The following is a 22,602-nucleotide window of genomic DNA, read 5'->3' on the forward strand; positions in this document are numbered from 1 at the left end:
TGCTGCGCATCGCCCCGGAATGACAAAGATGGAGAGATCTCGAATGCCCTGGCTTGAACCGGTCACCCTTCGCGGCGCGCATGCGCGGCTGGAGCCGTTGTCACACGATCATTGCGACGGGCTGGTCGACGCGGTGAAGGACGGCGAGCTGTCAAAGCTCTGGTACACCGCGATCCCGCAGCCGGAGAACATGGCCAAGGAGATCGACCGCCGGCTCGGCCTGCAAAAGGCCGGATCGATGCTGCCGTTCACGGTGTTCGACGCCGATGGGCGGATCTCGGGCATGACGACCTACATGAACGTCGACACGCCCAACCGTCGCGTCGAGATCGGTTCGACCTGGTACGCCAAGCGTGTGCAGCGCAGCGCGGTCAACACGCAGTGCAAATTGCTGCTGCTCACCCATGCCTTCGAGAAGCTCGACTGCATCGCAGTCGAGTTCCGCACGCATTTCTTCAATCACCAGAGCCGGCGCGGCATCGAGCGTCTGGGTGCGAAGCAGGATGGCATCCTGCGCAGCCATCAGATCGCGCCCAACGGCACGTTGCGCGACACCGTGGTTTACAGCATCATCGCCAGCGAATGGCCGACGGTGAAGGCGCATCTGACCTATCAACTCAACGAAAAGCCGCGCTGACACGATAGTCGGCGCCAGAAACGAGACGATGGAAACGTTCGATTATGTGATCATCGGCGCAGGCTCCGCCGGGAGCGTGCTGACCAACCGGTTGAGTGAAGACGCGGGCACCAGAGTGTGCGTGCTCGAGGCGGGGCCGAGCGACTGGCATCCCTACATCCATCTGCCGGCCGGCTTCATCAAGACCTTCCATATGAAGAGCGTGAACTGGGCCTATCAGCAGGAGGTGGGTCCCTACACCGGCGGGCGCAGCATCTATGCGCCGCGCGGCAAGACGCTCGGCGGTTCGTCCTCGATCAACGGCCACATTTATAATCGCGGCCAGCGCCAGGATTTCGACACCTGGGCGCAGCTCGGCAATCGCGGCTGGGGCTATCCCGACGTGCTGCCCTATTTCCGGCGCATGGAGAGAAGGGTCGGCGAGGGCGACGACACCTATCGCGGCCGCGACGGCAACCTCACCGTCACCACGATGGACTGGCAGGACCCGCTCTGCGAGGCCTTCATGGCGGGCGCGGTCAGCCTCGGCATTCCGCGCAATCCCGATTACAACGGCCAGATCCAGGAGGGCGTGTCGTACTGCCAGCGCACCATCCTGAACGGCCGCCGGGTCAGCGCCGCGACCGCCTTCCTGCATCCGGCGCGGCGGCGGCCCAATGTCGACGTACGCACGCATGCCCATGTCACCGGCATCATCTTCGAGGGCAAGCGCGCGGTCGGCGTGCGCTACAACCGCGGCGGCAAGCACGGCGATCCCCTGGAGATCCGCGCCACCAAGGAAGTCATCCTCTCCGGCGGTGCCTACAACTCGCCGCAACTGTTGCAGCTCTCCGGCGTCGGCGCGCCCGAGCTGTTGCAGGCGCACGGCATCGAGGTGCGCCACGCGCTCCCCGGCGTCGGTGAGGGCCTGCAGGATCACTACGCGCCGCGCTCGGTGGCGCGGGTCAAGAATATCAGGACCATCAACGAGCTTCGCCGCGGCTTCAGCCTGTGGGGCGAGGCGATCAAATGGGCGACGACACGGCGCGGCCTGCTGTCGCTGTCGCCGACCATGGTCTACTGCTTCTGGCATTCCGGCGAGACCACGGAGAGCTCCGACCTGCAGCTCACCTTCACGCCGGCGAGCTACAAGGAAGGCGTGCAGGGCCAGCTCGAGGACGAGCCCGGCATGACGGTGGCGTCATGGCAGCAGCGGCCGGAGAGCCGCGGCTATGTCCGGATCCGTTCGGCCGATCCGTTCGCGCCGCCGATCATCCAGACCAACTACCTCGCCGAGGAGATCGACCGCCGCGTCGTCGTCGCCGGCATGAAGCTGGCGCGCCGGCTGCTCGCCTCCGAGCCGCTCAGTCCGTATTACGCCTATGAGGACTTTCCGGGTCCGAAGGTCACGAGCGACGACGAATTGCTCGCGGCCGCGACCCAGCGCGGCACCACCACCTTCCATCCCGGCTGCACCTGCCGGATGGGTCCGGCCGACGCGCCGTGGGCCGTGGTCGACGATCAGCTTCGGGTCCATGGCATGGAGGGCCTGCGCGTGATCGACGCCTCGATCATGCCGCGGATGATCTCGGCCAATCTCAACGCCTCGACCTTGATGATCGCCGACAAGGCCTCCGACATGATCCGCGGCAAGGCGCCGGAGGCGGCCGCGAAGCTGCCGGAGTATGCGTGAGGGGACTAATGCGTACGACGATAATCGTTCAGCGTCGTCCCGGCCTAGTGCGCAATTGCGCACGGGGGCCGGGATCCATAACCACCGATGGTCATTGTTGCGCGCTGGTGGAATGACGAGTCCCGTCCACAACATCCGCCACGGAGTATGGGTCCCGGCTTTCGCCGGGACGACAGCAGAGTGTGTGGCCGTTAGCTCCTCAGGATGACGGGACTAATATCAGGAGCTCAGCCGTAGACGAACGCCTTGTCCTTGAGGTCGATCGCCGGGAATTCGTCCTTCTCGGCCCAGTAATCCTGGTTGTGCTGCCACTCCGGCTTGTCGCCGCGCTTCGGCAAGAGGTGCATGCCACGCATCATGTAGCCGGGGTTGAAGTTCTCCGGATCGATCCACGGCAGCAGCGGCATGTTGTGGTCTTCGGGGCGCAGTTCCGGCGTCACCTTGTTCGCGCCGGTCGCCTTCATGTGCTGCAGCAGGCGGCAGACGAAGTCGCCGACCAGGTCGACACGCAAGGTCCAGCTGGCGCGGAAATAGCCGAACACCCAGACGAGATTCGGCACGCCGGTGAACATCATGCCGCGATAGGTCACGGTATCGGCGAAGTCGAGCGGCTTGCCGTCGATCTCGAAGTCGATGCCGCCATTGGCGGAGAGGTGGAAGCCAGTCGCGGTGATGATAATGTCGGCCTCGAGCTGCTTGCCGGACTTGAGCAGGATGCCCGTCTCGGTGAAGCGGTCGATCTCGTCGGTGACGACCGACGCCTTGCCGCCCTTGATGGCGTGGAACAGGTCGGCATCCGGCACGAAGGCGATGCGCTGCCGCCACGGCCGGTAGCTCGGCGTGAAGTGGGTGGCGATGTCGTAGTCCTTGCCGAGAACGGCTTCGACCGCTGCCAGCAGGTCCTTCTTGGCGCCCTCGGGCTCGGCGAAGGTCCGCTTGGTGAAGGCGTCCTGCTCGAACAGGATCTTGCGGCGGGTGATCTCGTGGATCCAGTGCTCGTCGACCTGCAGCCTGCGGAGTTCCTCGGCGATCTCGATCGCGTTGCGGCCGGTGCGGAAATAGGTCGGCGAACGCTGCAGCATGGTGACATGGCTGGCGTCCTTGGCCATCGCCGGGATCAGGGTCGCGGCGGTGGCGCCGGAGCCGATCACGACCACGCGCTTGCCCTTGTAGTCGAGGTCGTCAGGCCAGGTCTGCGGATGCACGACCGTGCCCTTGAACTTCGCCATGTCGGTCCATTCGGGCGTATAGCCCGCGTCGTGGCGGTAATAGCCCTGGCACATCCAGAAGAAGTTGGTGGTGAAGCGCAGCCGCTCGCCGGTATCGATGCGCGTCGCATCGATGGTCCAGAGATTGGTCTCGTTCGACCACTTCGCCGCGGTGATGGTGTGGCGATAGCGGATGTGGCGGGCGAGGTCGTTCTCCTCGATCACCTCGCCCATGTACTTCAGGATTTCGGCCGCGGTCGCGATCGGCGCGCTGGTCCACGGCTTGAAGCGATAGCCGAAGGTGTGCAGGTCGCTGTCGGAGCGGATGCCGGGATAGCGGTGGGTGGACCAGGTGCCGCCGAAAGTCTTCTGCGTCTCCAGCACCACGAAGCTGGTGCCGGGGCATTGCGTGGTGAGGTGGTAGGCGGCGCCGACGCCGGAGATGCCGGCGCCTGCGATCAGGACGTCGAAATGCTCTGTGGTGACGGGCTCGGCGGCGCGGATCTGGGTCTGGACGTTCATCTTCCCTGGTCTTCTTGCTTGTTGGCTTGTTTGTTGAGCTGCAGAAGCAAAACGCCGGAGCCGTCGCCCCGGCGTTTGCCGATATCGGAGCTAGACTTCGCGGCGGCTGAGGAAAGCCAGCCGCTCGAACAGATGCACGTCCTGCTCGTTCTTGAGCAGCGCGCCATGCAGCGGCGGGATCAGCTTGCGCGGATCGCGCTCGCGCAGCATCTCCGGCGTGATGTCCTCGTTCAACAGCAGCTTGAGCCAGTCGAGCAGCTCCGAGGTCGAGGGCTTCTTCTTCAGGCCCGGCACCTCGCGGACTTCGAAGAAGATCCGCAGCGCCTCTTCCACCAGGCGCTTCTTGATGCCGGGGAAGTGCACGTCGACGATCTTGCCCATCGTCTCGTTGTCGGGGAACTTGATGTAGTGGAAGAAGCAGCGGCGCAGGAAGGCGTCCGGCAGTTCCTTCTCGTTGTTCGACGTGATCATCACGATCGGGCGCAGCTTCGCCTTGATGGTCTCGCCGGTCTCGTAGACGTGGAATTCCATGCGGTCGAGTTCGAGCAGCAGATCGTTGGGGAATTCGATGTCGGCCTTGTCGATCTCGTCGATCAGCAGCACCGGGCGCTTCTCGTTGGTGAAGGCCTCCCACAGCTTGCCGCGCTTGATGTAGTTCTTGATGTCGGACACGCGGGCGTCGCCGAGCTGGCTGTCGCGCAGCCGGGACACCGCATCGTATTCGTAGAGGCCCTGCTGCGCCTTGGTGGTCGACTTGATGTGCCAGGTCAAAAGTGGCGCGTCGATCGCCTTGGCGACTTCCTCGGCCAGCACGGTCTTGCCGGTGCCGGGCTCGCCCTTCACCAGCAGCGGGCGCTCGAGCACGATGGCGGCATTGACGGCGACCTTGAGGTCATCGGTGGCGACGTAGTCCTTGGTACCCGTGAATTTCATCTATCTGTTTGCCTTGCTTCGTTCGTCGGCGGCCCGGGCCCCCACACGAAACGACCGCTCTCGCAGCGGTCGCATGTCCTCTCCGATATCTTGTCCGGTACAATTCTAATTGAAAAAGCCGGGCGGTCTAGCGCGGATTCCGCAGCGCAGCGGTACCCCGGACAGCGCCGGGCGCATAGTATGTCAGGCGTACTGTTTCCGTCCCGCGGAATGATTGTCACCCGCGAGCGACGAGGCCAGCACCGTGCGGTCGCGTCCCGAACGTTTCGCCTCATAGAGCGCGAGGTCGGCCCGGCCGAGCAGCTCGGTCTCGCTCGCGGTCGCGGCCGACCGGCTGGCGATCCCGAGGCTGATCGAAACCACGCCGCGGCGGGCGGCCGGATTGGCGATCGCCAGCGACCGCACCGTGAGGCGCATCGCTTCAGCGACCTTCAGTGCATCCTGCTCGCCGACGCCGGGCAGGATGATCGCGAATTCCTCGCCGCCATATCGCGCCGCCAGCGCGGTGGTGTTGGTGGTGGCGTCCGCGATCACGCGCGCCACGCGCCGCAGGCACTCGTCGCCGGCCTGGTGACCTTGCGTGTCGTTGAAACCCTTGAAGTGATCGATGTCGAGCATGATCAGCGAGATCTGCTCCCGGTCGCGGAACTCGCGCGGCAGCGCGCTGTCGAAGCTGCGGCGGTTAGCGAGGGTCGTCAGGCCGTCGGTCGTCGCCAGCTCGGACAGGCGGATGTTCAGTGCGTTGAGCTCGTCCTCCATCTTGCGGCGCTCGGTCACGTCGCGCAGCACGCCGACGACCTCGATGGCATGGTGGTCTTCCGCCGCGCCGGCAAGCTTGAAGTTGATCTCGACCCAGACCTCGCTGCCATCGGCGCGGAAGGTCTTGAATTCGACGGTCTTGGTGGTGGTCCAGTTGGTCAATTCCGACGTCGCCCTGGCGACGTCGGCGAGATGATCGGAGTGCACGAACTCGAAGCAGGATTTACCGATCAGATCGTCCGGGTTTCGGCCGAGGATGGTCTCAACCGACTGCGACACGAACAGGAAGCGACCGTTGCGGTCCAGCAGGATCACCACATCGGCGATGTTGTCGGCAAGCAGCCGGTAGCGCGCCTCGCGTTCCCGGAGCATCCGCGCGACCTTGGTACGCTTGGCAAACTCCTTGCCGAGCAGGATCGCGAACAGGATAACGCTTCCCATCAGGATGATGGCGACAAGCAGGTCGTTGCGCAAATCGTCATGCCATGCGGCGAGAACCTGGGCTTCGGGCAAGGCGACGGTGACCACGATCGGATATTGCGAAGCGCGCTCGAAGCCGAGATATTTGACGCGTCCGTCGAACGGCGATGTGGTTTTCGTGTAGCCGGTTCGGTCCTGCTCGATCTTCGCCTTGAATGCCGCGGAAACCTCCTTGTTCCACTTGCCCGCCGGCCAGTGCGCCAAAACGATCCCGTCGAGCCGAAGCAGGGTAATTCCGGCGTGCGGACCGAATTTGAAGGCTTGATAGAAGTTGTCGAAATAGCTTGTCTCGATGGTCGCGAACAGCACGCCGCCGAAGCTGCCATCCTCCCTGGTGACGCGTCGCGACAGCACGATGGTCGGCTGACCGGTCAGGCGCGACTGCAACGGCTCGCTGATATGCAGCGATGCATCCGTCGAGTCGCGATGGCCGATGAAATAGCCGCGATCGGCATTGTTGTGCGCCGGCAGCTCCGCGGCCGACGAGTAGATCCGGTTGCCGTCGGGGTCGATCACGCCGATCTCCTTGATCTGCGGCAGCGCGTCGGCGGTCTTGCGCAGCGCCGCGTTGAAGCGATCGACGCGCGGCTTCTGGTATTTCAGCAGGTCGACCATGGCGTTCATGGCCACGTCGATCGCCTGGACCGAATGCGAGGCGTGTTCCGCCAGCGAGTGGGTGAGGTTGCGGATGTCGCGCTCGCCCTGGGCCAGTGCCGTGGTGCGCGCCTCGACCGCCTTCCAGATCAAAAGACCCAGCACGAATATGCTCATCGCCGCCACCACGGCGGCGACGATCGCCGTCGGCGAAAACAGTTTCGGCAGCTTGGCGGGGCTATCGGGCACGTCGATCGGGTCCACTGGCGCGTGTTGCTGCAACGATCAACGTCCGATCTTAATGTCACGTTTCGCCGCCGGGAGCCGAAGCCGGCCGGGGTGGTTAAGTGAAAGTGAATGGCTGATCCGCAGCCGCAACCGGGGGAGGGGCCCTTGACGGCACCGGCAGGGCGGGCGATTTAAGTAAATATGTTCCTGCAGTTTTTCACATCGCTGCGCGACGCCCAGGTCCCCGTGACGTTACGGGAATATCTGACCTTGATGGAAGCGCTTGACGCCGATCTCGCCGAGCAGACGGTCGAGAACTTCTACTATTTGTCGCGCGCCGCGCTGGTGAAGGACGAGCGCAATCTCGACAAGTTCGACCGCGTGTTCGGTACCGTGTTCAAGGGGCTCGAGAGCCTGCTCGCCGCCATGGGCAAGGCGGAGATCCCCGAGGAGTGGCTGAAGAAGCTCGCGGAGAAATATCTCACCGAGGAAGAGAAGAAGCAGATCGAGGCCATGGGCTGGGACAAGCTCATGGAGACGCTAAAGAAGCGGCTCGAGGAACAGAAGGGCCGCCACCAGGGCGGCAGCAAGTGGATCGGCACCGCCGGCACCTCGCCGTTCGGCGCCCATGGCTACAATCCCGAGGGCGTGCGCATCGGGCAGGAGAAGAACCGCAACAACCGCGCCGTGAAGGTGTGGGACAAGCGCGAGTTCAAGGACCTCGACGGCAATGTCGAGCTTGGCATCCGCAACATCAAGGTGGCGCTGCGGCGGCTGCGCAAGTTCGCGCGCACCGGCGCGCCGGATGAACTCGACCTCGACACCACGATCAAGGAGACCGCCAACCACGGCTATCTCGACGTGCACATGCGCCCCGAGCGGCGCAACGCGGTCAAGGTGCTGGTGTTCTTCGATATCGGCGGCTCGATGGATTCGCATATCGAGCAGGTCGAGGAACTGTTCTCGGCCGCCAAGAGCGAATTCAAGCACATGGAATATTTCTACTTCCACAACTGCCTCTATGAAGGCGTCTGGAAGCAGAACAAGCGGCGCTTCACCGATCGCACGCCGACCTGGGACGTGCTGCACAAGTATCCGCACGACTACAAGGTGGTGTTCGTGGGCGACGCCTCGATGTCGCCTTACGAGATCATGGTTCCCGGCGGCTCGGTCGAGCATGTCAACGAAGAGGCCGGCTCGGTCTGGCTCGACCGCATCATCCGCACCTATCCGCACGCGGTGTGGCTGAATCCGGTGGCGCAGAAGCACTGGGACTATTCGGAATCGACCACCATCATCCGCCGCCTGTTCTCCGAGCGCATGTATCCGATCACGATCGAAGGTCTGGAGAACGCGATGCGGGAGCTGGTGCGGTAAACGCACAACGCGTCGCGTGCCGGCGGGCGCGCCAACAACATCCAGGGAGAGCTCCATGCCCCAGAACATCCACCGCGGCATCAAGGTGATGATCGACGAGGCCAATGCCGAGATCGAGACCATCAGCGCGGCCGATGCGATTACGCTGATCGGCAAGAACGACGTCGTCATCGTCGACATCCGCGATCCCCGCGAGATCGAGCGCGACGGCAAGATCCCCGGCGCGTTCTCCTGCACCCGCGGCATGCTCGAGTTCTGGATCGATCCGAACAGCCCCTACGCCAAGCCGATCTTCCAGGAAGACAAGAAGTTCATCTTCCACTGCGCCGGCGGCCTGCGCTCGGCACTCGCCGCCAAGACCGCGAAGGACATGGGCCTGAAGCCGGTCGCGCATATGGGCGGCGGCTTTGCCGCCTGGCGCGAGGCCGGCGGGCCGATCGAGGCGTGGGAGCCGAAGAAGAAGGGCTAGGCAGGATGTCACGCGCGGGCTTGACCCGCGTGTCCATCGCTTCACAGCAGGATGGATTGCCGGATCAAGTCCGGCAATGACGATGGAGAGACATGCAAGATGACGACGACCGACGATCCGCTCGTTTCGACCGAATGGCTGGCTGCGCATCTTGGCGATGCCAACGTCAAGGTGCTCGATGCGACCTTCAAATTGCCGGGCGTGCTGCCGCTGCCGAAGGACGATTATCTCGCCGCGCACCTGCCGGGTGCTGTGTTCTTCGATGTCGACGCGGTGTCGGACCATTCCAATCCGCTGCCGCACATGTTTCCGAGCGCCGAGCAGTTCGGCCGCGACATCGGTGGACTCGGCATCGGCAATGCCGACACCGTGGTGATCTATGATGCCGGCGGCTGGGTCGCGGCGCCGCGCGCCTGGTGGATGTTCCTGTCCTATGGCCATCGCAACGTGCGCATCCTCAACGGCGGCCTGAAGAAGTGGCGCGCCGAGGGCAGGGCGGTCGAGAGCGGCGAGGTGAAGCCGAAGCCTGCGACCTTCAAGGCGAGCTACGATCCGCAGCGCGTGCGCAGCATCGAGCAGATGATCGCCAATGTCGAAAGCCGTGCCGAGCAGGTGATCGATGCGCGCGCCGCCGACCGCTTCGAAGGCCGCGCGCCGGAGCCGCGGCCGGGCATCCGCGCCGGCCACATCCCCGGCGCCCGCAACGTGCCCTACAACCAGCTGTTCGATGCCGCGACCGGCGAGATGAAGCCGCTCGATGATCTGCGCAAGTCGTTCACGGGCGCCGGCGTGAAGCTCGATGCGCCGATCGTGACCAGCTGCGGCTCGGGCGTCTCGGCCGGCGTGTTGACGCTTGCGCTCTACCGGCTCGGCATCACCGAGAGCGCGCTCTATGACGGCTCATGGTCGGAATGGGCGCAGGCGAGCGGCCCGCCGATCGCGACGGGACCGGCCTGACAGGGTAATCCCTGCTTGCTAGCGTCGGGTGAGCGGCACCAGCGTCGGCTGGCCGAACGGATCGAGCTGCTGCTGAACGACCTGCCGAACCGGCTGCGCGCGGACAATCCGACGCCGCTCCTTGCGGTGGGCCGGCTTGCTGACCGCGCTGCGCTCCGGCTTCTTCGCCTTAATAGCCTTCGGCGTCGCCGGGGCTTCGACAACAACTTCAGGTCCGCCCAGCGTCGCGATCTTGGTCGCGGCTGCGACCGCCTCGGGTGACGGAGGCGGTGCCGGCTCGGGCGCTGCCATCGCGGGTGCCGGCGGAGGAAGTGCGGGCTCGCTGGGGACGGGCGGATCGGCGACGGCGGCGACCTTGGCCTCGGTGGCCGCCGCTGCAGCTTCGGCGCCAGCGGGCGTCGGCTCCGATGCCGGCAAGGGATCTGCGGTCGGAGTCTGAGCCGCAGTGTCGGCGGATTGGGCCGGCGCTGGGGTCGTCGCGGCCTGGGCTTCCGGCTTCGGCGGAGCGGGCGGGACCGGATCATCCGCCGTCACGGCGGCAACCTTCTCCGGCTCGGCTGCAGGGGTGATCTCAGCGGGAGCAGCCGGTTCGGACGCGGCTGGCTCGGGCGGGGGTGCCGCCGGAATATCGGTCGTCACCTTGTCGGCGGGCGGGTCGACCCGCACCATGGCAAGCACTGGCGGGGCGTCGGGCTGCTGCGCGAATTGCGGCTCGGGCGGCGCCCGGACGGCCGGAATGCTGGCGAACTCTTCATGCGCCGCGCGAAACAGCGCGGCTGCCCCTAACCCGAACACCAGCAGCGAGGTCGCCAGCACGATCGCGGCGAACAGAAAACGAAGGCCGGGGAGCATGGGCGCGGTTCCCCCTTCTGCGGGAGGGTCTTCGATGTCGAGGGAACGCGGTGACCACACAAGAAAGCCGGCGTCGCGAGCGCGAATCAGGCCGATTCGAAGATATCGCAACGTCCCGGGACTGTTTGTTACAAAATGCGGGTGATTGAAGACTTTGGCCACGTGGACAAACATTCCGGGCCCGTGAGACATCTTTGCCGCAGCGTTGACGCGAAATCACAAAAGGCCCGGAATAGCCCGGGTTTCGCGGATTTGTCTTGAATGCGCCGCTATCTTCCTGCATTGGGCCGTTAACAGTCCGGTGTGGCTTGGGGACTATAATAGAGCAATGATGATCAACCGCATTCTGACGATTTGCGCTGCCGCGGCTCTCGGCGTGGCAGGAACCTCGCTTGCGCATGCGCAGCAGGGTTATCCGGCACCCCAGGGCACGGCCTATTCGACGGCGCCCCAGCCCTACCCCCAGGGCAGCATGCCGGATTTCGACGCTCTCAATGACGATGACGGGCAGGATTCGGCTGCACTGCCGCCGCCTGGTCCGGTGCTGTCGCCGAACGACCCGCGCTATGGCCGTCCGGCGAATGCGCCCACCTATTCCGATCGTGACGCGCCGACCGGTCCGGTGATGTCGCCGGACGATCCGCGCTATGGCCGCCCGATGAATGCTCCTCCGGTCTATTCCGGCCGTGGCGCGCCGACTGGCCCGGTGATGTCGCCCGATGATCCCCGCTATGGCCGGCCGATGGGGCCGCCGCCCGTGATTTACGGTGACCGTCCGGGTGCGCAACAAGCCAATCGCGACAATGGCGTTCCGGCCGCCGGCGTTTCCTATGGCGACGACCGCGGCGGCATGCGTCCGCCCGAGGGCGTTACCGGAGCCGTGCCGCAGCAGCAGGCGCCGGTCGATGCCAATGGCAAGCCGGTACAGATCGCGGCGCTGCCGCCGGACGAGCAGCCCGAAGACGCCCCGGCGCAACTGCCGCCGAATCTGCGTCGCCAGGAAGTGTCGTTCGCGACCAAGGAGCCGGCAGGCACGATCGTTGTCGATACGTCGAACACCTATCTCTATTACATCCTGGGCAATGGCCGGGCGGTCCGTTACGGCGTCCGTGTCGGCCGCGACGGCTTCACCTGGACCGGCGTGCAGAAGATCACCCGCAAGGCCGAGTGGCCGGATTGGCACCCGCCGACCGAGATGATCGAGCGTCAGCCCTATCTGCCGCGCTTCATGGCCGGCGGACCCGGCAACCCGCTCGGCGCCCGCGCGATGTATCTCGGCTCGACCGTGTACCGTATTCACGGCACCAACCAGCCGTCGACCATCGGCAAGTTCGTCTCGTCGGGCTGCATCGGCATGCTGAACGAAGACGTGTCCGACCTCTTCGAACGCGCCAAGGTCGGCACCCGCGTGGTTGTGCTGCCCGGTGGTCCGCCGCCGGGAACGGCGACGGCTTCTGCCGCGCCTGCGAACCCGATGGCTCCCTCCGCGGCCCAGGCTCAGGCGGCCGCGCCGCTGCCCGGCACGCAGCCGACCACGGTGCAGCCGCTGCCCGCACCGGTGACGGTGCGCTAGGCCAACAGGCAAACTGATCATTGAAAAAGGCGCGCCAACGGCGCGCCTTTTTTGTTTGCCGATCGATGTCCGATCTCAGGCCAGCCGCCGCGGCGGCTCGTTGCCCTTGGTGAAGGCGTCGATGCACTCGACCATCTGCTGATAATGCGCCTGCAGGCTCTCGCGCGTGGCATAGCCGAGATGCGGCGTGATCACGACATTGTCGAGCTTGCGCAGCGGGTGATCCGACGGCAGCGGCTCGACCGAGAACACGTCGATGCCGGCGCCGGCGATCGTCTTGTCGCGCAGCGCCGCGAACAGGGCGTCCTCATCTACGATCGGCCCGCGCGCGGTGTTGACGAGATAGGCCGACGGCTTCATGCGGGCGAGATCGGCGGCGCCGACCAGTCCGCGCGAGCGCGGGCTCAGCACGACATGGATGGTGATGATGTCTGATGTCGCGAACAGCTCGTCCTTGCTGGCATAGCCGACGCCGGCCTCCTTGCACTTCTCCGGCGTCAGATTGGGGCTCCAGGCGATGACGTTCATGCCGAACACCTTGGCCATGCCGGCGACCTTGCTGCCGAGCTTGCCGAGGCCGATGATGCCGAGCGTCTTGCCCTCGATCTCGGTGCCGGCAAAGGTCTGCCAGGCCTCGCCGGCGTGCATGCGCGCATTCTCGCGGCCGATGCCGCGGGTCAGTTCCAGGATCAGGCCCATGGTGAGGGGCGCGGTGGGATCGCGGCCGTATTGGGTGCCGCACAACACCGCCTTGCGGCTCTTCGCGGCCTCCATGTCGATCGCCGCGTTGCGCATGCCTGACGTGATCAGGAGCTGCAGCCTGGGCAGCGCGTCGAGCAGGCTCTTCGGGAACGGGGTGCGTTCGCGCATCGCGCAGATGACCTCGAAATCCTTCAGCTTGGTCGCAGCTTCCGCCTCGCTCGCGAACGGCTTGTCGAACACCGTGACGTCGACCCGGTCCTTGACCTTTGGCCAGTCCGCCACCGAAAGCGCGATGTCGAAATAGTCGTCGAGGATTGCACAGCGGAGCCGCGTCATCGGGAAAGGTCCATTCAGGGTGAGGACGACGGCGGGAGATCAACCGTCGGGATACCCGTCATGGTCGCGCGCAATCGGCAGGCGCGCAAGCGGCCGCGGTTTCAAAAAGCGGCGATTGTCACACGCGCGGAGACGGCTTCTTCGCGGAGCGGATATCGGCGAGCATCGAGCGGACCGCCGGCGACAGCGCCATCTGCTTGGCGCGGCAGGCCGGACCTGGGCCGCGCATATAGTGCAGTTCCGGCCGGTAGGGATTGAAAGCCTTGGCGACGAAGGCGCGCCAAAAGGCGCGGAATTCGGCGAACAGCGTCGCCTCGCCTTTGGTCGTCGGGCGCGGAAGGGGTGCTGAAATGATGGTAGCCATGACGTGGCCTCAACTGTTTTGGCCGCGGTTCTGCCGCGAAAATCGCCGTTTTTCGACGTTGAGGACGAGTTTTGGCCTGATTTATTAAAAGATGGTTTCAATTGTCGTGATTCGGCGCACACATGGCGTCGAACCCGTAATCACCCGTGGTGAAGCCGCGAAACGTGGTGAACGGACGGAAAACAGAGGTCCCGCGGTTGCGCTTTCGGGGGCCGGCCGTTACATCGGCGGCAGCAAAATTTCCACAAATCGGATCAATTCCAGGGACAGCGGATGGCGCGCCAGTTCATCTATTTCATGCAGGGTCTGACCAAGGCGTACCCGACCCGCAAGGTGCTCGATAACATCCATCTGAGCTTCTACCCGGACGCCAAGATCGGCGTGCTCGGCGTCAACGGCTCGGGCAAGTCGACCCTGCTCAAGATCATGGCCGGTCTCGACAAGGAGTATAACGGCGAGGCCTGGGTCGCCGAGGGCGCCCGCGTCGGCTATCTCGAGCAGGAGCCGCATCTCGATCCCAAGCTCTCGGTGCGCGAAAACGTCATGCAGGGCGTCGCCAAGCAGAAGGCGATCCTCGACCGCTACAACGAGCTCGCGGTCAACTATTCGGACGAGACCGCCGACGAGATGACCAAGCTGCAGGACGAGATCGAGGCCCAGGGCCTGTGGGATCTCGACAGCAAGGTCGACCAGGCGATGGACGCGCTGCGCTGCCCGCCCGACGATGCCGATGTCACCAAACTGTCCGGCGGTGAACGCCGCCGCGTGGCGCTGTGCCGCCTGCTGCTCGACCAGCCGGAATTGCTGCTGCTCGACGAGCCGACCAACCATCTCGACGCCGAATCGGTGTCGTGGCTGGAAGGCCATCTGCGCAACTACCCCGGCGCGATCCTGATCGTCACCCACGACCGCTACTTCCTCGACAACGTCACCGGCTGGATCCTCGAGCTCGACCGCGGCCGCGGCATCCCCTACGAGGGCAATTACTCGTCCTGGCTGGTGCAGAAGCAGAAACGGCTCGAGCAGGAAGGCCGCGAGGACGCCGCGCATCAGAAGACGCTGGCCCGCGAGCAGGAATGGGTGGCGTCCTCGCCGAAGGCGCGCCAGGCCAAGTCGAAGGCCCGCTACCAGCGCTATGAGGATCTGCTCAAGAAGGCGAGCGAGAAGCAGACCCAGACCGCGCAGATCATCATTCCGGTCGCCGAGCGGCTCGGCGCCAACGTCGTCGACTTCGAAGGCCTCAGCAAGGGATTTGGCGATCGCCTCTTGATCGACGATCTCACCTTCAAGCTGCCGCCCGGCGGCATCGTCGGCGTGATCGGTGCCAACGGCGCCGGCAAGACCACGCTGTTCAAGATGATCACTGAGCAGGAGACGCCGGACAAGGGCACCATCACGGTCGGCGAGACCGTGCATCTCGGCTATGTCGACCAGTCGCGCGACGCGCTCGAGGGCAACAAGACGGTGTGGGAGGAGATCTCCGGCGGCAACGAGCTGATCCTGCTCGGCAAGAAGGAAGTCAATTCGCGCGGCTACTGCTCGGCGTTCAACTTCAAGGGCGCCGACCAGCAGAAGAAGGTCGGCGCGCTGTCGGGCGGTGAGCGCAACCGCGTGCATCTCGCCAAGATGCTGAAGTCGGGCGCCAACGTGCTGCTGCTCGACGAACCGACCAACGACCTCGACGTCGACACGCTGCGCGCGCTGGAAGAGGCGCTGGAGGACTTCGCCGGTTGCGCCGTCATCATCAGCCATGACCGCTGGTTCCTCGACCGCATCGCGACCCATATCCTCGCCTTCGAGGGCGACAGCCATGTCGAATGGTTCGAGGGCAACTTCCAGGATTACGAAAAGGACAAGATGCGCCGGCTCGGCCAGGACAGCATCATTCCGCATCGCGTGAAGTACAAGAAGCTGACGCGCTGATTCAAGATGTCGTCTTGCCCGGCCTTGTGCCGGGCATCCACGTTTTTGCTTTCCGGATGCAAAGACGTGGATGGCCGGGACAAGCCCGGCCATGACGAGTTGATGGCGTCTCTCACAACGTCGGCCGTCTCCTGATTTGCAGGATCGTGACGGCATCGCGGCGCAATCTGCGGCCAGTTGTCGCTTTTCAAGCGCGCGGGATTGCGTAGATAGAGCGCTCCCGCAAATCAAATTCTGCGAGCACTCCACCATGTCCGCACTTTCCGAGGCGCGCGCCCCCGCAAAGGGCCGGTCGCTGCGTCCCGTTCCCATGCTGATCTTCGGATCGCGCTGGCTGCAATTGCCGCTCTATGTCGGCCTGATCATCGCGCAGGGCGTCTATGTCGTGCTGTTCCTGAAGGAATTGTGGCACCTGTTCGCCCATGCCTTCGATTTCAGCGAGCAGCAGATCATGCTGGCCGTCCTCGGCCTGATCGACGTCGTCATGATCTCGAACCTGTTGGTGATGGTGATCGTCGGCGGCTACGAAACCTTCGTCTCGCGCCTCAATCTGCAGGGCCATCCCGACGAGCCGGAATGGCTGAGCCACGTCAATGCCAGCGTGCTGAAGATCAAGCTGGCGATGGCGATCATCGGCATCTCCTCGATCCATTTGCTGCGCACCTTCATCGAGGCCGGCGCACTGTCGTCAGGCAAGGGCAACTACACCGAGACCGGCGTGATGTGGCAGACCATCATCCACTGCGTCTTCATCCTGTCGGCGATCGGCATCGCCATCGTCGACAAGCTGTCGAACGACTCGATCGAAGGCGCCAAGCAGCAGGTTGGGCACTAGGGATGAACGGCGGCGCGGCGTCACCGCGCTGCGCGTGAGCCGAACAATGCCGGCGCGGATCTGCCGAGCCATTCGGGGATCTGCGCCGCGCCGCGCGGAAATCCGCGCACCATCGCGAGGACGAACGCGGTCTGCCAGACGCCGAACAGCACCAGCCAGCCCAGCAAGGTCGGCAACCTGACGATCGCGCCGTAAACCGTTCCGGCTGCGATGGCCGCGATCCACGTCACGACGACGCTGTCGATCCGCCTGAACGCGGGGTTGGTCAGCAGCACGCCGAGAATGGTGATGGCTCCGCCGACGGCGCCGCCGATGCCGCCGATCAAAAATCCCATGTAGGGATTGTTGCCGAGCGTCTCGGTGATCTGGGCCGGGTTCGCGGCATTGCCCTCGATCGGCACGGTTCTCGCGTACTGGCCGAGCGCCTGAAGCGTCACGGCGCTGGCATCGTAGGCCGCGATCCACGCCGCCGTCGTGATCGCGACCACCAGCGCCAGCTGAAACCGGTCCCTGGCGCCAAACATGACGTTGCAGGCCGCGATCGCCGCGCCGAATATCACGCCGGGCAGGATCGTGATGCCGCCGGCGTCGGAGACGACGAACGAATATTGCAGGACGTTGAGCGCATAGGTCGCGACCAGGCTGCACAGGACGGCCGACGCAAGCGACAGCACGGCGAAGGGCAAAATCGATCGGTCGCGCGACTGCTCGCTTTTGGCCTCCAGCATGCGATCGACGGCGGCCCGTGTCTCGGCGGCCGCGCTGCCCTGGGGTTCGAGGATCGTGACCGCCTTGAGATAGGTCGGAACCTGCTCGAGCGGGGTCGGCGCCATCATCACCGGCAGCACGCGGTTGCTTGGATTCGGCCATTTGTTCCGGGCAAAGGCGAGCTCGCTCAGCGTGTAGCGTCCCCTGGTCACCGATTCCGGACTGATCAGGAACACCATAAAATCGCTGCTTTCGATGGCTTTTTCGACGCGCGCATCGAAGCTGTCGCCCGGCGGAAGATCGTCGTGCGAAAAGAAAACGTCATGGTCGCAATTGCGCAGGGACTGGGCGATGCTGTCAGCCTGCGATTCCAGTTCGGAGGGAAATGACAGAAATATGCGCATGGCAAAACTTACCACCCAGAATTGAATTCTGACAATTGCCGAATCCGCGTTGCAATGACCGTTTCCGCAGGGTGAGATCGATCATGAAATGGCCAGCCACCATTGTCGCATTCGCGCTGCTGCTTTGCGCGCCGCTGCAGCGGCCGGCATTCGCCGCCGATGCTGCGTTCACCCAGTTCATCGCCTCGCTGTGGCCGGAGGCCAAGGCCGCCGGCGTGTCGCGCGAGACCTTCGATCGCGAGACGCGCTCGCTCGAACCCGACTACAAGCTGCCCGACCTGATCCTGCCCGGACGTCCGAAGACCGGCGCGCCGGCGCAGGCCGAGTTCGTGCAGGTGCCGGCCGATTACATCAGGGAAGCCTCGATCGCGCGGCTCGCCGCCGAAGGGCAGCGGCTGATGCAGAAGTATCGCTCCTCGCTCGATGCGATCGAGAAGCGGTTCGGCGTCCCGGCCACCGTCGTGCTGGCGATCTGGGGCCGCGAGACCGATTACGGGCGCTATTTGCTGCCCTACGACACGCTGCGCGTGGTGGCGACGCAGGCCTATGTCGGCCGCCGCAAGGATCAGTACCGCACCGAGTTCATCCTCGCGCTGAAAATCCTCGGCGAGGGTGCGGTGACGCGCAAGGAGATGCGCTCATCGTGGGCCGGTGCGACCGGCTACACCCAGTTCCTGCCGTCGGAATATTACAAGCACGGCGTCGATCTCGACGGCGACGGCCGCGTCGATATCTGGCATTCGGTGCCGGACGCGCTCGCCTCCGCTGCGCAGCAGCTGGTCAACAAGGGCTGGCAGCCCGGCGTGCGCTGGGCCTATGAGGTGCAGGCGCCGGCCAATGCCGACTGCACGATGGGCGTGCCTGAAGTGACGAAGCCGATCAGCCAGTGGCTGCGCGCAGGCTTCGTGCCGGTGCGCGGGCAGAAGCTCAGCGCCGCCGAGCAGGCGCAATCGGCGTCGCTGCTGCAGCCGGAAGGCAGCTACGGTCCGGCCTTCCTGACCACGCCGAACTACTTCGTGATCAAGGAATACAATTTCTCCGATCTCTACGTGCTGTTCGTCGGCCACCTCGCCGACCGCATGACGAGCCCGCAGCCATTCGCGACGCCATGGTCGGCATCGAAGCAGCTGCGCTCCGCCGATGTCGAGGCGATGCAGCAGCAGCTGACGAAGATCGGTCTCTACAAGGACAAGCTCGACGGCAAGGCCGGGATGCAGACCCGCGCGGCGCTCGGCGCCTATCAGAAGCAGGCCGGGCTGAAGGTCGATTGCTGGCCGAGCGAGGCGGTGCTGCGCGCGATGAACGGGCAGCGCTGACCGGGCTGGCTCGGAAGACCGCCTGATGGCGCAAAGCAAAAACCCGGCCGCGAGGCCGGGTTTTCGAGCGTGATGCTGAAAAGCGTGTCGGTCGATCAGTCGCAAACCTGGATGCGACGGAAGCGCCAGCCGTAGCCGTCCCAGAAGCGCTCACGAACCATGCGGCACGGGGCCTCTTCGACGTAAACCGGCGCCGGTGCGACATAGACCGGGGCGGGGCGAGCGCCTGCGATCGCGCCGCCCAGCAGGGCGCCGCCGATCAGGCCGCCGGCAACGCCGGCTGCGACGGCGCCGCCGTCACCAGCCTTGGCAGCCGGAGCAACGGCCAGCGAACCGGCAATCGTGGTAACGGCGACAAGGGCAGCTAAAGTCTTCTTCATGTCTTTGGCTCTCCTGGAAGGTGGTGGCGTCGTGGTCCGGCGCCGGGTTGAGGTGACTCGCACGCTGATCTCGAACTGCTGTCTTGCTAAACAGCGCAGAACAGTCAACCGAAAGTAAACGTTCGCAGGCTGATCGCGCAGAAAAGCGGTTTTTTCTGGCCATCTACAGCAGATGTCCCGGAGAAACGGTCGGTTTTCCGGGACAACTGGTTCGATTTAATCGAGATGAACGGCGATCAGTCGCAAACGCGGACGCTGCGAACGCGCCAGGTGTAGCCGTCCCAGAACCGCTGGCGCTGCCAGAAACAGTCGGGGCCGTAGCCGGGTTCGGCGACATAGGCCGGGCCGGGCGCATAGTAGCCGTATCCGGGACCGTAATAGCGGTTCTGCGATGCGATCGCGCCACCGACGATAGCGCCACCGATCAACCCCGCAGCGACGCCGGCGGCGACACCGCGTTGTGCCTGGGCGGGGGCGGGCACCGCCACAGTCGAAGCCGCCACAGCGGCAACGGCGCAAAGCGCCAGCAATGTCTTCTTCATGGCCTCACCTTTCTCACGGCAGCAGGGACAGCGTGCGTTGGCGACCTGTCTCGTCGAAGGGTTCCATATTCAGCTTGAATGATCAATGAACGACGCTGCCGTATTCGCGACGAAATGCTTGCAGCTTTTCGAGCATCTTGCAACGCACAAGCCCGATAGCACCGCAGCAAGGCGCGTGCTCATTTCGGCGGCGAGGGAAGCGCTTATTGGCCCCTTAAGCCACCCGGCGGGTTCGACCTCTGACCGATTTAGACTCATTCCAATATGAATCCCGCATCAGTTTGGAATTGCTACAAAAACAGCTTTTTCCTTTTGCATCGCGCGGGAGCCGACAATATCCATACTGGGAAGCATCACCGTTGGACCCCGCCTTTCTCCGATGATTGTCTGTTCCTGTAACGTCCTGAGCGACCACGATGTCCGCAATGCCGTCAACGGCGGTGGGTCCGTGACACGAAATGCCAAGCAGGTGTACGGCTGCCTCGGCTGCAGTGCCGAATGCGGCCGCTGTGCGCGCACCATCAAGGCGATCATCGACGAGGCGCTCGGTCCTTGCGCCAAGGCCTGCTGTTCCGGCTGCCCCCACAGCGGCCATCCGCACGCCGCCAACGAGGACGCCGAGCCGGCCGAATTCGCGCTCGCGGCCTGCTGATCTCACCAAATCCCTCCGAATCCGGTTGTCCAGGCGCCGCTTCTGCGAAGGGTTGCTCTTGTCGGTAATCTGATTTAGAAGCATTCTAAATTTAGCGCCGGCCAAGGTTGGCCGCGACAGGTGGAGTGGATCATGCAAGGCGACCCGAAGGTCATCGATTATCTGAACAAGGGGCTGCGCAGCGAACTGACCGCCATCAATCAGTACTGGCTGCACTACCGGATGCTCAACAATTGGGGCCTCCTGGAGATGGCCAAGGTCTGGCGCAAGGAGTCCATCGAGGAGATGGAGCACGCCGACAAATTCGTCGATCGCATCCTGTTTCTCGACGGCTTCCCGAACCTGCAGGTGCTCGATCCCCTGAAGATCGGCCAGGACGTCAAGGAGATCATCGAGTGTGACCTCGCCGCCGAGATCGGCGCCCGCACGCTCTACCAGGAGGCGGCGACCTACTGCCACGGCGTCAAGGACTATGTCAGCCGCGACCTGTTCGAGCAGCTGATGAAGGATGAGGAAGACCACATCGACTTCCTCGAGACCCAGCTCGACCTGATCAAGCGCATCGGCCTTGAGCTCTACACCCAGAAGCACGTCGGACATCTGAAGGGCGAGGATTCCTGACCGGCTGTCTGCCGGCGCGCCGAGCGTCGGCCAAAATACGAGAGGCCGTCCTTGCGGGCGGCCTCTTTTGCTTTTGCGAAAGGGATCGAGCTATTCGTCAGTAGCACCGCGTGATGTTGACGGTGCGGTCGCCGCCGCGGCCGGGCACCGTGACGCTCTCGGTGGGGCAGCTCGACACATAGGGGCGATCCGACGGCACCACGGCTGGCGGATAGCGATGCGCCCAATCCCACGGCACATCCTGGGTGTAGGTGTAGCGGACGTCATTCGAGACCGGCGCCGGGACCTCGGCGGCGAAGGGAACGCTCGCCGCACCATCATAATATCCGCCCGCGTCGGGCAACACGATGCCGGGCACCCGCACATGATGGCGGAAGGCCGGATGGTGCGAGGAGAACGTGCCGCGCGCCGCGGATCCGGATCTCGCATAGGTTTCGGTCGGGGAAGCCAGCAGCAGCGCTGCGACGCCAAGAGAAGCCATCAGGGACGCCATCAGCGCCCCAGTTGTTCGATACGCCATTCTTCGAAGAGCCATGGCACGCACCAACTCGCGGTTACGGAGCATTTCTGCAGACGCTAGGCCGCGCCTCATGGCGCCCGCAAACTCATCCTTAATTATTGGTTAACAAGTAAGGTTAACAGAGAGTAACTGTTTCAAATTGACGCGACCTCCCGCGCAGATGGCGGGCGCCGTTCAGACAGCATCCGCCGGAACGAAGCAGCTGATGATGATGCTGCCGCGGTGGTGCACGTACCACACCACGGCCTCGCCGACCGGATTGCCGCGATCGCGGATCACGGCGCGCTCCGGCACCATCATCCACTCGCCCTCGATCGGCACCCAATAGGCGCCGCCCCGAACGTCGTAGCTGGTGCGATGGCCGTCGGAGATGTCGCAGCACGGCACGCCATTCGGCGCGATCACGCTCTTGAACCAGGCGCGGATCTCGGGCGGCACGTTGTCGTATTGGCCGTTGTCGAACGCCAGTGCAGCGCACGCCATCATGGCGAGCCACGCAAGCACCGCGACATGCGCGAGCCTTCGCATTGCCTTCCTCCGGCGAAAACTTCTACGTGACCCGCGCATAGCGTCGCGCAAATCCGGTGTTTGCGCGATTAGGCACGAACCGCGCGCGGGATGCATGCTCAAAGAATCGGCGAAGCCGCGCAGTCAGGCGTGATGCAGTGCGGGATGGTTGCGCTCAGGATGATTGCTTCGCGCGCGCCTTCTTCGCGGATTTCACTGCGATATTGTCCCGTGCCATTTTCAGCGCGCTGCGCAGCGTGACCTGATCCGCCTTCGCGAGGCGGACATTGGTGCTGCCGCTCTTGCCCCAGCCGCCCGGCACCGGCCGGAAAATCTCCGGCTCGGCCTCGACCACCATCGCCTGCTGCTCGGGTGTCAGCTTCACCATGCCCCAATCCTGGTCGGGATAGCCGAGCGTCGCGAAGATGCGCTTGCCGACGCGGAAATCTGTTGTGCCGTGATGCGCGCCTTCAACGACCTCGGGCAGGCTCAGCGCAAGGCGGCGGAAGCGATCAGCGGACATCGCCCCGG

23 protein-coding genes are annotated in these 22,602 nt (G+C 64.4%); 11 read left to right on the forward strand and 12 right to left on the reverse strand.

The window, feature by feature from the left end:
• Positions 1 to 43: 43 nt before the first annotated feature.
• Complete coding sequence (locus tag JEY66_RS10990) at positions 44 to 637, forward strand: GNAT family N-acetyltransferase (protein WP_016844404.1); 594 nt, start codon at positions 44 to 46, stop codon at positions 635 to 637.
• Positions 638 to 665: 28 nt separating this feature from the next.
• Positions 666 to 2,309: a GMC family oxidoreductase gene (locus JEY66_RS10995; RefSeq protein ID WP_016844403.1), complete on the forward strand. Its 1,644-nt coding sequence runs from the start codon at positions 666 to 668 to the stop codon at positions 2,307 to 2,309.
• Between the two features lie 227 nt (positions 2,310 to 2,536).
• Here JEY66_RS10995 and JEY66_RS11000 read toward each other — a convergent pair whose 3' ends face one another.
• From JEY66_RS11000 to JEY66_RS11010, 3 genes are all read right to left on the reverse strand, one after another.
• Positions 2,537 to 4,039 carry a flavin-containing monooxygenase gene (locus JEY66_RS11000; RefSeq protein WP_016847782.1) on the reverse strand — a complete coding sequence of 501 codons (1,503 nt, stop codon included), beginning with the start codon at positions 4,037 to 4,039 and terminating at the stop codon, positions 2,537 to 2,539.
• A 90-nt stretch (positions 4,040 to 4,129) separates the two neighbouring features.
• Positions 4,130 to 4,972, reverse strand: a complete 843-nt coding sequence (locus JEY66_RS11005; protein ID WP_016847781.1) for an AAA family ATPase — start codon at positions 4,970 to 4,972, stop codon at positions 4,130 to 4,132.
• A gap of 183 nt (positions 4,973 to 5,155) precedes the next feature.
• Positions 5,156 to 7,054 (reverse strand): diguanylate cyclase, encoded by a 1,899-nt coding sequence (locus JEY66_RS11010; protein WP_244620835.1) that lies wholly within the window; start codon positions 7,052 to 7,054, stop codon positions 5,156 to 5,158.
• Between the two features lie 180 nt (positions 7,055 to 7,234).
• On the opposite strand from JEY66_RS11010, the gene JEY66_RS11015 reads away from it, so the two are divergent.
• The 3 genes from JEY66_RS11015 (at position 7,235) to sseA (ending at position 9,836) form a co-directional block, all read left to right on the forward strand.
• Positions 7,235 to 8,410 carry a vWA domain-containing protein gene (locus JEY66_RS11015; RefSeq protein WP_018273364.1) on the forward strand — a complete coding sequence of 392 codons (1,176 nt, stop codon included), beginning with the start codon at positions 7,235 to 7,237 and terminating at the stop codon, positions 8,408 to 8,410.
• Positions 8,411 to 8,465: 55 nt separating this feature from the next.
• Positions 8,466 to 8,879, forward strand: a complete 414-nt coding sequence (locus tag JEY66_RS11020; RefSeq protein WP_016847778.1) for a rhodanese-like domain-containing protein — start codon at positions 8,466 to 8,468, stop codon at positions 8,877 to 8,879.
• A 99-nt stretch (positions 8,880 to 8,978) separates the two neighbouring features.
• A complete protein-coding gene (gene sseA, locus JEY66_RS11025; RefSeq protein ID WP_026193252.1) occupies positions 8,979 to 9,836 on the forward strand; it encodes a 3-mercaptopyruvate sulfurtransferase in 858 nt (285 codons plus the stop codon).
• An 18-nt stretch (positions 9,837 to 9,854) separates the two neighbouring features.
• Here sseA and JEY66_RS11030 read toward each other — a convergent pair whose 3' ends face one another.
• The gene (locus tag JEY66_RS11030; protein WP_018273362.1) at positions 9,855 to 10,688 is read right to left on the reverse strand and encodes a hypothetical protein; all 834 of its coding nucleotides are present in this window, start codon (positions 10,686 to 10,688) and stop codon (positions 9,855 to 9,857) included.
• A gap of 328 nt (positions 10,689 to 11,016) precedes the next feature.
• On the opposite strand from JEY66_RS11030, the gene JEY66_RS11035 reads away from it, so the two are divergent.
• Complete coding sequence (locus tag JEY66_RS11035) at positions 11,017 to 12,261, forward strand: L,D-transpeptidase family protein (protein ID WP_018273361.1); 1,245 nt, start codon at positions 11,017 to 11,019, stop codon at positions 12,259 to 12,261.
• A 75-nt stretch (positions 12,262 to 12,336) separates the two neighbouring features.
• Here JEY66_RS11035 and JEY66_RS11040 read toward each other — a convergent pair whose 3' ends face one another.
• Together JEY66_RS11040 and JEY66_RS11045 are read right to left on the reverse strand one after the other, a co-directional pair.
• Entirely contained in the window at positions 12,337 to 13,299 is a 963-nt protein-coding gene (locus JEY66_RS11040) for a D-2-hydroxyacid dehydrogenase family protein (protein ID WP_016843722.1), read from the reverse strand.
• A 118-nt stretch (positions 13,300 to 13,417) separates the two neighbouring features.
• Positions 13,418 to 13,663: a hypothetical protein gene (locus tag JEY66_RS11045; protein ID WP_016843723.1), complete on the reverse strand. Its 246-nt coding sequence runs from the start codon at positions 13,661 to 13,663 to the stop codon at positions 13,418 to 13,420.
• Positions 13,664 to 13,936: 273 nt separating this feature from the next.
• On the opposite strand from JEY66_RS11045, the gene ettA reads away from it, so the two are divergent.
• Together ettA and JEY66_RS11055 are read left to right on the forward strand one after the other, a co-directional pair.
• Positions 13,937 to 15,586 carry an energy-dependent translational throttle protein EttA gene (ettA, locus tag JEY66_RS11050; RefSeq protein ID WP_018273360.1) on the forward strand — a complete coding sequence of 550 codons (1,650 nt, stop codon included), beginning with the start codon at positions 13,937 to 13,939 and terminating at the stop codon, positions 15,584 to 15,586.
• A gap of 250 nt (positions 15,587 to 15,836) precedes the next feature.
• Entirely contained in the window at positions 15,837 to 16,421 is a 585-nt protein-coding gene (locus JEY66_RS11055) for a TIGR00645 family protein (RefSeq protein ID WP_016843725.1), read from the forward strand.
• A 20-nt stretch (positions 16,422 to 16,441) separates the two neighbouring features.
• Here JEY66_RS11055 and JEY66_RS11060 read toward each other — a convergent pair whose 3' ends face one another.
• Entirely contained in the window at positions 16,442 to 17,533 is a 1,092-nt protein-coding gene (locus JEY66_RS11060; RefSeq protein ID WP_016843726.1) for a toll/interleukin-1 receptor domain-containing protein, read from the reverse strand.
• Positions 17,534 to 17,616: 83 nt separating this feature from the next.
• Between JEY66_RS11060 and JEY66_RS11065 the strand changes: the two genes are divergently transcribed.
• Complete coding sequence (locus JEY66_RS11065; RefSeq protein WP_016843727.1) at positions 17,617 to 18,849, forward strand: lytic murein transglycosylase; 1,233 nt, start codon at positions 17,617 to 17,619, stop codon at positions 18,847 to 18,849.
• A gap of 95 nt (positions 18,850 to 18,944) precedes the next feature.
• Here JEY66_RS11065 and JEY66_RS11070 read toward each other — a convergent pair whose 3' ends face one another.
• Positions 18,945 to 19,229, reverse strand: a complete 285-nt coding sequence (locus tag JEY66_RS11070; protein WP_016843728.1) for a hypothetical protein — start codon at positions 19,227 to 19,229, stop codon at positions 18,945 to 18,947.
• A gap of 236 nt (positions 19,230 to 19,465) precedes the next feature.
• The gene (locus JEY66_RS11075) at positions 19,466 to 19,771 is read right to left on the reverse strand and encodes a hypothetical protein (protein ID WP_016843729.1); all 306 of its coding nucleotides are present in this window, start codon (positions 19,769 to 19,771) and stop codon (positions 19,466 to 19,468) included.
• 379 nt (positions 19,772 to 20,150) lie between these two features.
• Here JEY66_RS11075 and JEY66_RS11080 point away from each other — a divergent pair, with 379 nt between their 5' ends.
• The gene (locus tag JEY66_RS11080; RefSeq protein WP_016843730.1) at positions 20,151 to 20,423 is read left to right on the forward strand and encodes a (2Fe-2S)-binding protein; all 273 of its coding nucleotides are present in this window, start codon (positions 20,151 to 20,153) and stop codon (positions 20,421 to 20,423) included.
• 132 nt (positions 20,424 to 20,555) lie between these two features.
• Entirely contained in the window at positions 20,556 to 21,044 is a 489-nt protein-coding gene (gene bfr, locus JEY66_RS11085; protein ID WP_026193251.1) for a bacterioferritin, read from the forward strand.
• A 97-nt stretch (positions 21,045 to 21,141) separates the two neighbouring features.
• Here bfr and JEY66_RS11090 read toward each other — a convergent pair whose 3' ends face one another.
• The 3 genes from JEY66_RS11090 to JEY66_RS11100 all read right to left on the reverse strand — a co-directional run bounded on the left by JEY66_RS11090 (position 21,142) and on the right by JEY66_RS11100 (position 22,594).
• Positions 21,142 to 21,564: a hypothetical protein gene (locus JEY66_RS11090; RefSeq protein WP_026193250.1), complete on the reverse strand. Its 423-nt coding sequence runs from the start codon at positions 21,562 to 21,564 to the stop codon at positions 21,142 to 21,144.
• Between the two features lie 174 nt (positions 21,565 to 21,738).
• Positions 21,739 to 22,092 carry a hypothetical protein gene (locus JEY66_RS11095; protein ID WP_016843733.1) on the reverse strand — a complete coding sequence of 118 codons (354 nt, stop codon included), beginning with the start codon at positions 22,090 to 22,092 and terminating at the stop codon, positions 21,739 to 21,741.
• Positions 22,093 to 22,246: 154 nt separating this feature from the next.
• On the reverse strand, positions 22,247 to 22,594 hold the full coding sequence (locus JEY66_RS11100; RefSeq protein ID WP_016843734.1) for an MmcQ/YjbR family DNA-binding protein: 348 nt from the start codon (positions 22,592 to 22,594) through the stop codon (positions 22,247 to 22,249).
• Between the last annotated feature and the right edge of the window lie 8 nt (positions 22,595 to 22,602).

The sequence above is a fragment of the Bradyrhizobium elkanii USDA 76 genome (assembly GCF_023278185.1).
Taxonomy (GTDB): domain Bacteria; phylum Pseudomonadota; class Alphaproteobacteria; order Rhizobiales; family Xanthobacteraceae; genus Bradyrhizobium; species Bradyrhizobium elkanii.

What these genes read in the sequence shown, in the direction of transcription:
- JEY66_RS10990 (WP_016844404.1), top strand. Translation starts at nt 44, where the DNA reads ATGCCCTGGCTTGAACCGGTCACCCTTCGCGGCGCGCATGCGCGGCTG.
- JEY66_RS10995 (WP_016844403.1), top strand. Translation starts at nt 666, where the DNA reads ATGGAAACGTTCGATTATGTGATCATCGGCGCAGGCTCCGCCGGGAGC.
- JEY66_RS11000 (WP_016847782.1), bottom strand. Translation starts at nt 4,039, where the DNA reads ATGAACGTCCAGACCCAGATCCGCGCCGCCGAGCCCGTCACCACAGAG.
- JEY66_RS11005 (WP_016847781.1), bottom strand. Translation starts at nt 4,972, where the DNA reads ATGAAATTCACGGGTACCAAGGACTACGTCGCCACCGATGACCTCAAG.
- JEY66_RS11015 (WP_018273364.1), top strand. Translation starts at nt 7,235, where the DNA reads ATGTTCCTGCAGTTTTTCACATCGCTGCGCGACGCCCAGGTCCCCGTG.
- JEY66_RS11020 (WP_016847778.1), top strand. Translation starts at nt 8,466, where the DNA reads ATGCCCCAGAACATCCACCGCGGCATCAAGGTGATGATCGACGAGGCC.
- sseA (WP_026193252.1), top strand. Translation starts at nt 8,979, where the DNA reads ATGACGACGACCGACGATCCGCTCGTTTCGACCGAATGGCTGGCTGCG.
- JEY66_RS11030 (WP_018273362.1), bottom strand. Translation starts at nt 10,688, where the DNA reads ATGCTCCCCGGCCTTCGTTTTCTGTTCGCCGCGATCGTGCTGGCGACC.
- JEY66_RS11035 (WP_018273361.1), top strand. Translation starts at nt 11,017, where the DNA reads ATGATGATCAACCGCATTCTGACGATTTGCGCTGCCGCGGCTCTCGGC.
- JEY66_RS11040 (WP_016843722.1), bottom strand. Translation starts at nt 13,299, where the DNA reads ATGACGCGGCTCCGCTGTGCAATCCTCGACGACTATTTCGACATCGCG.
- JEY66_RS11045 (WP_016843723.1), bottom strand. Translation starts at nt 13,663, where the DNA reads ATGGCTACCATCATTTCAGCACCCCTTCCGCGCCCGACGACCAAAGGC.
- ettA (WP_018273360.1), top strand. Translation starts at nt 13,937, where the DNA reads ATGGCGCGCCAGTTCATCTATTTCATGCAGGGTCTGACCAAGGCGTAC.
- JEY66_RS11055 (WP_016843725.1), top strand. Translation starts at nt 15,837, where the DNA reads ATGTCCGCACTTTCCGAGGCGCGCGCCCCCGCAAAGGGCCGGTCGCTG.
- JEY66_RS11060 (WP_016843726.1), bottom strand. Translation starts at nt 17,533, where the DNA reads ATGCGCATATTTCTGTCATTTCCCTCCGAACTGGAATCGCAGGCTGAC.
- JEY66_RS11065 (WP_016843727.1), top strand. Translation starts at nt 17,617, where the DNA reads ATGAAATGGCCAGCCACCATTGTCGCATTCGCGCTGCTGCTTTGCGCG.
- JEY66_RS11070 (WP_016843728.1), bottom strand. Translation starts at nt 19,229, where the DNA reads ATGAAGAAGACTTTAGCTGCCCTTGTCGCCGTTACCACGATTGCCGGT.
- JEY66_RS11075 (WP_016843729.1), bottom strand. Translation starts at nt 19,771, where the DNA reads ATGAAGAAGACATTGCTGGCGCTTTGCGCCGTTGCCGCTGTGGCGGCT.
- JEY66_RS11080 (WP_016843730.1), top strand. Translation starts at nt 20,151, where the DNA reads ATGATTGTCTGTTCCTGTAACGTCCTGAGCGACCACGATGTCCGCAAT.
- bfr (WP_026193251.1), top strand. Translation starts at nt 20,556, where the DNA reads ATGCAAGGCGACCCGAAGGTCATCGATTATCTGAACAAGGGGCTGCGC.
- JEY66_RS11090 (WP_026193250.1), bottom strand. Translation starts at nt 21,564, where the DNA reads ATGGCGTATCGAACAACTGGGGCGCTGATGGCGTCCCTGATGGCTTCT.
- JEY66_RS11095 (WP_016843733.1), bottom strand. Translation starts at nt 22,092, where the DNA reads ATGCGAAGGCTCGCGCATGTCGCGGTGCTTGCGTGGCTCGCCATGATG.
- JEY66_RS11100 (WP_016843734.1), bottom strand. Translation starts at nt 22,594, where the DNA reads ATGTCCGCTGATCGCTTCCGCCGCCTTGCGCTGAGCCTGCCCGAGGTC.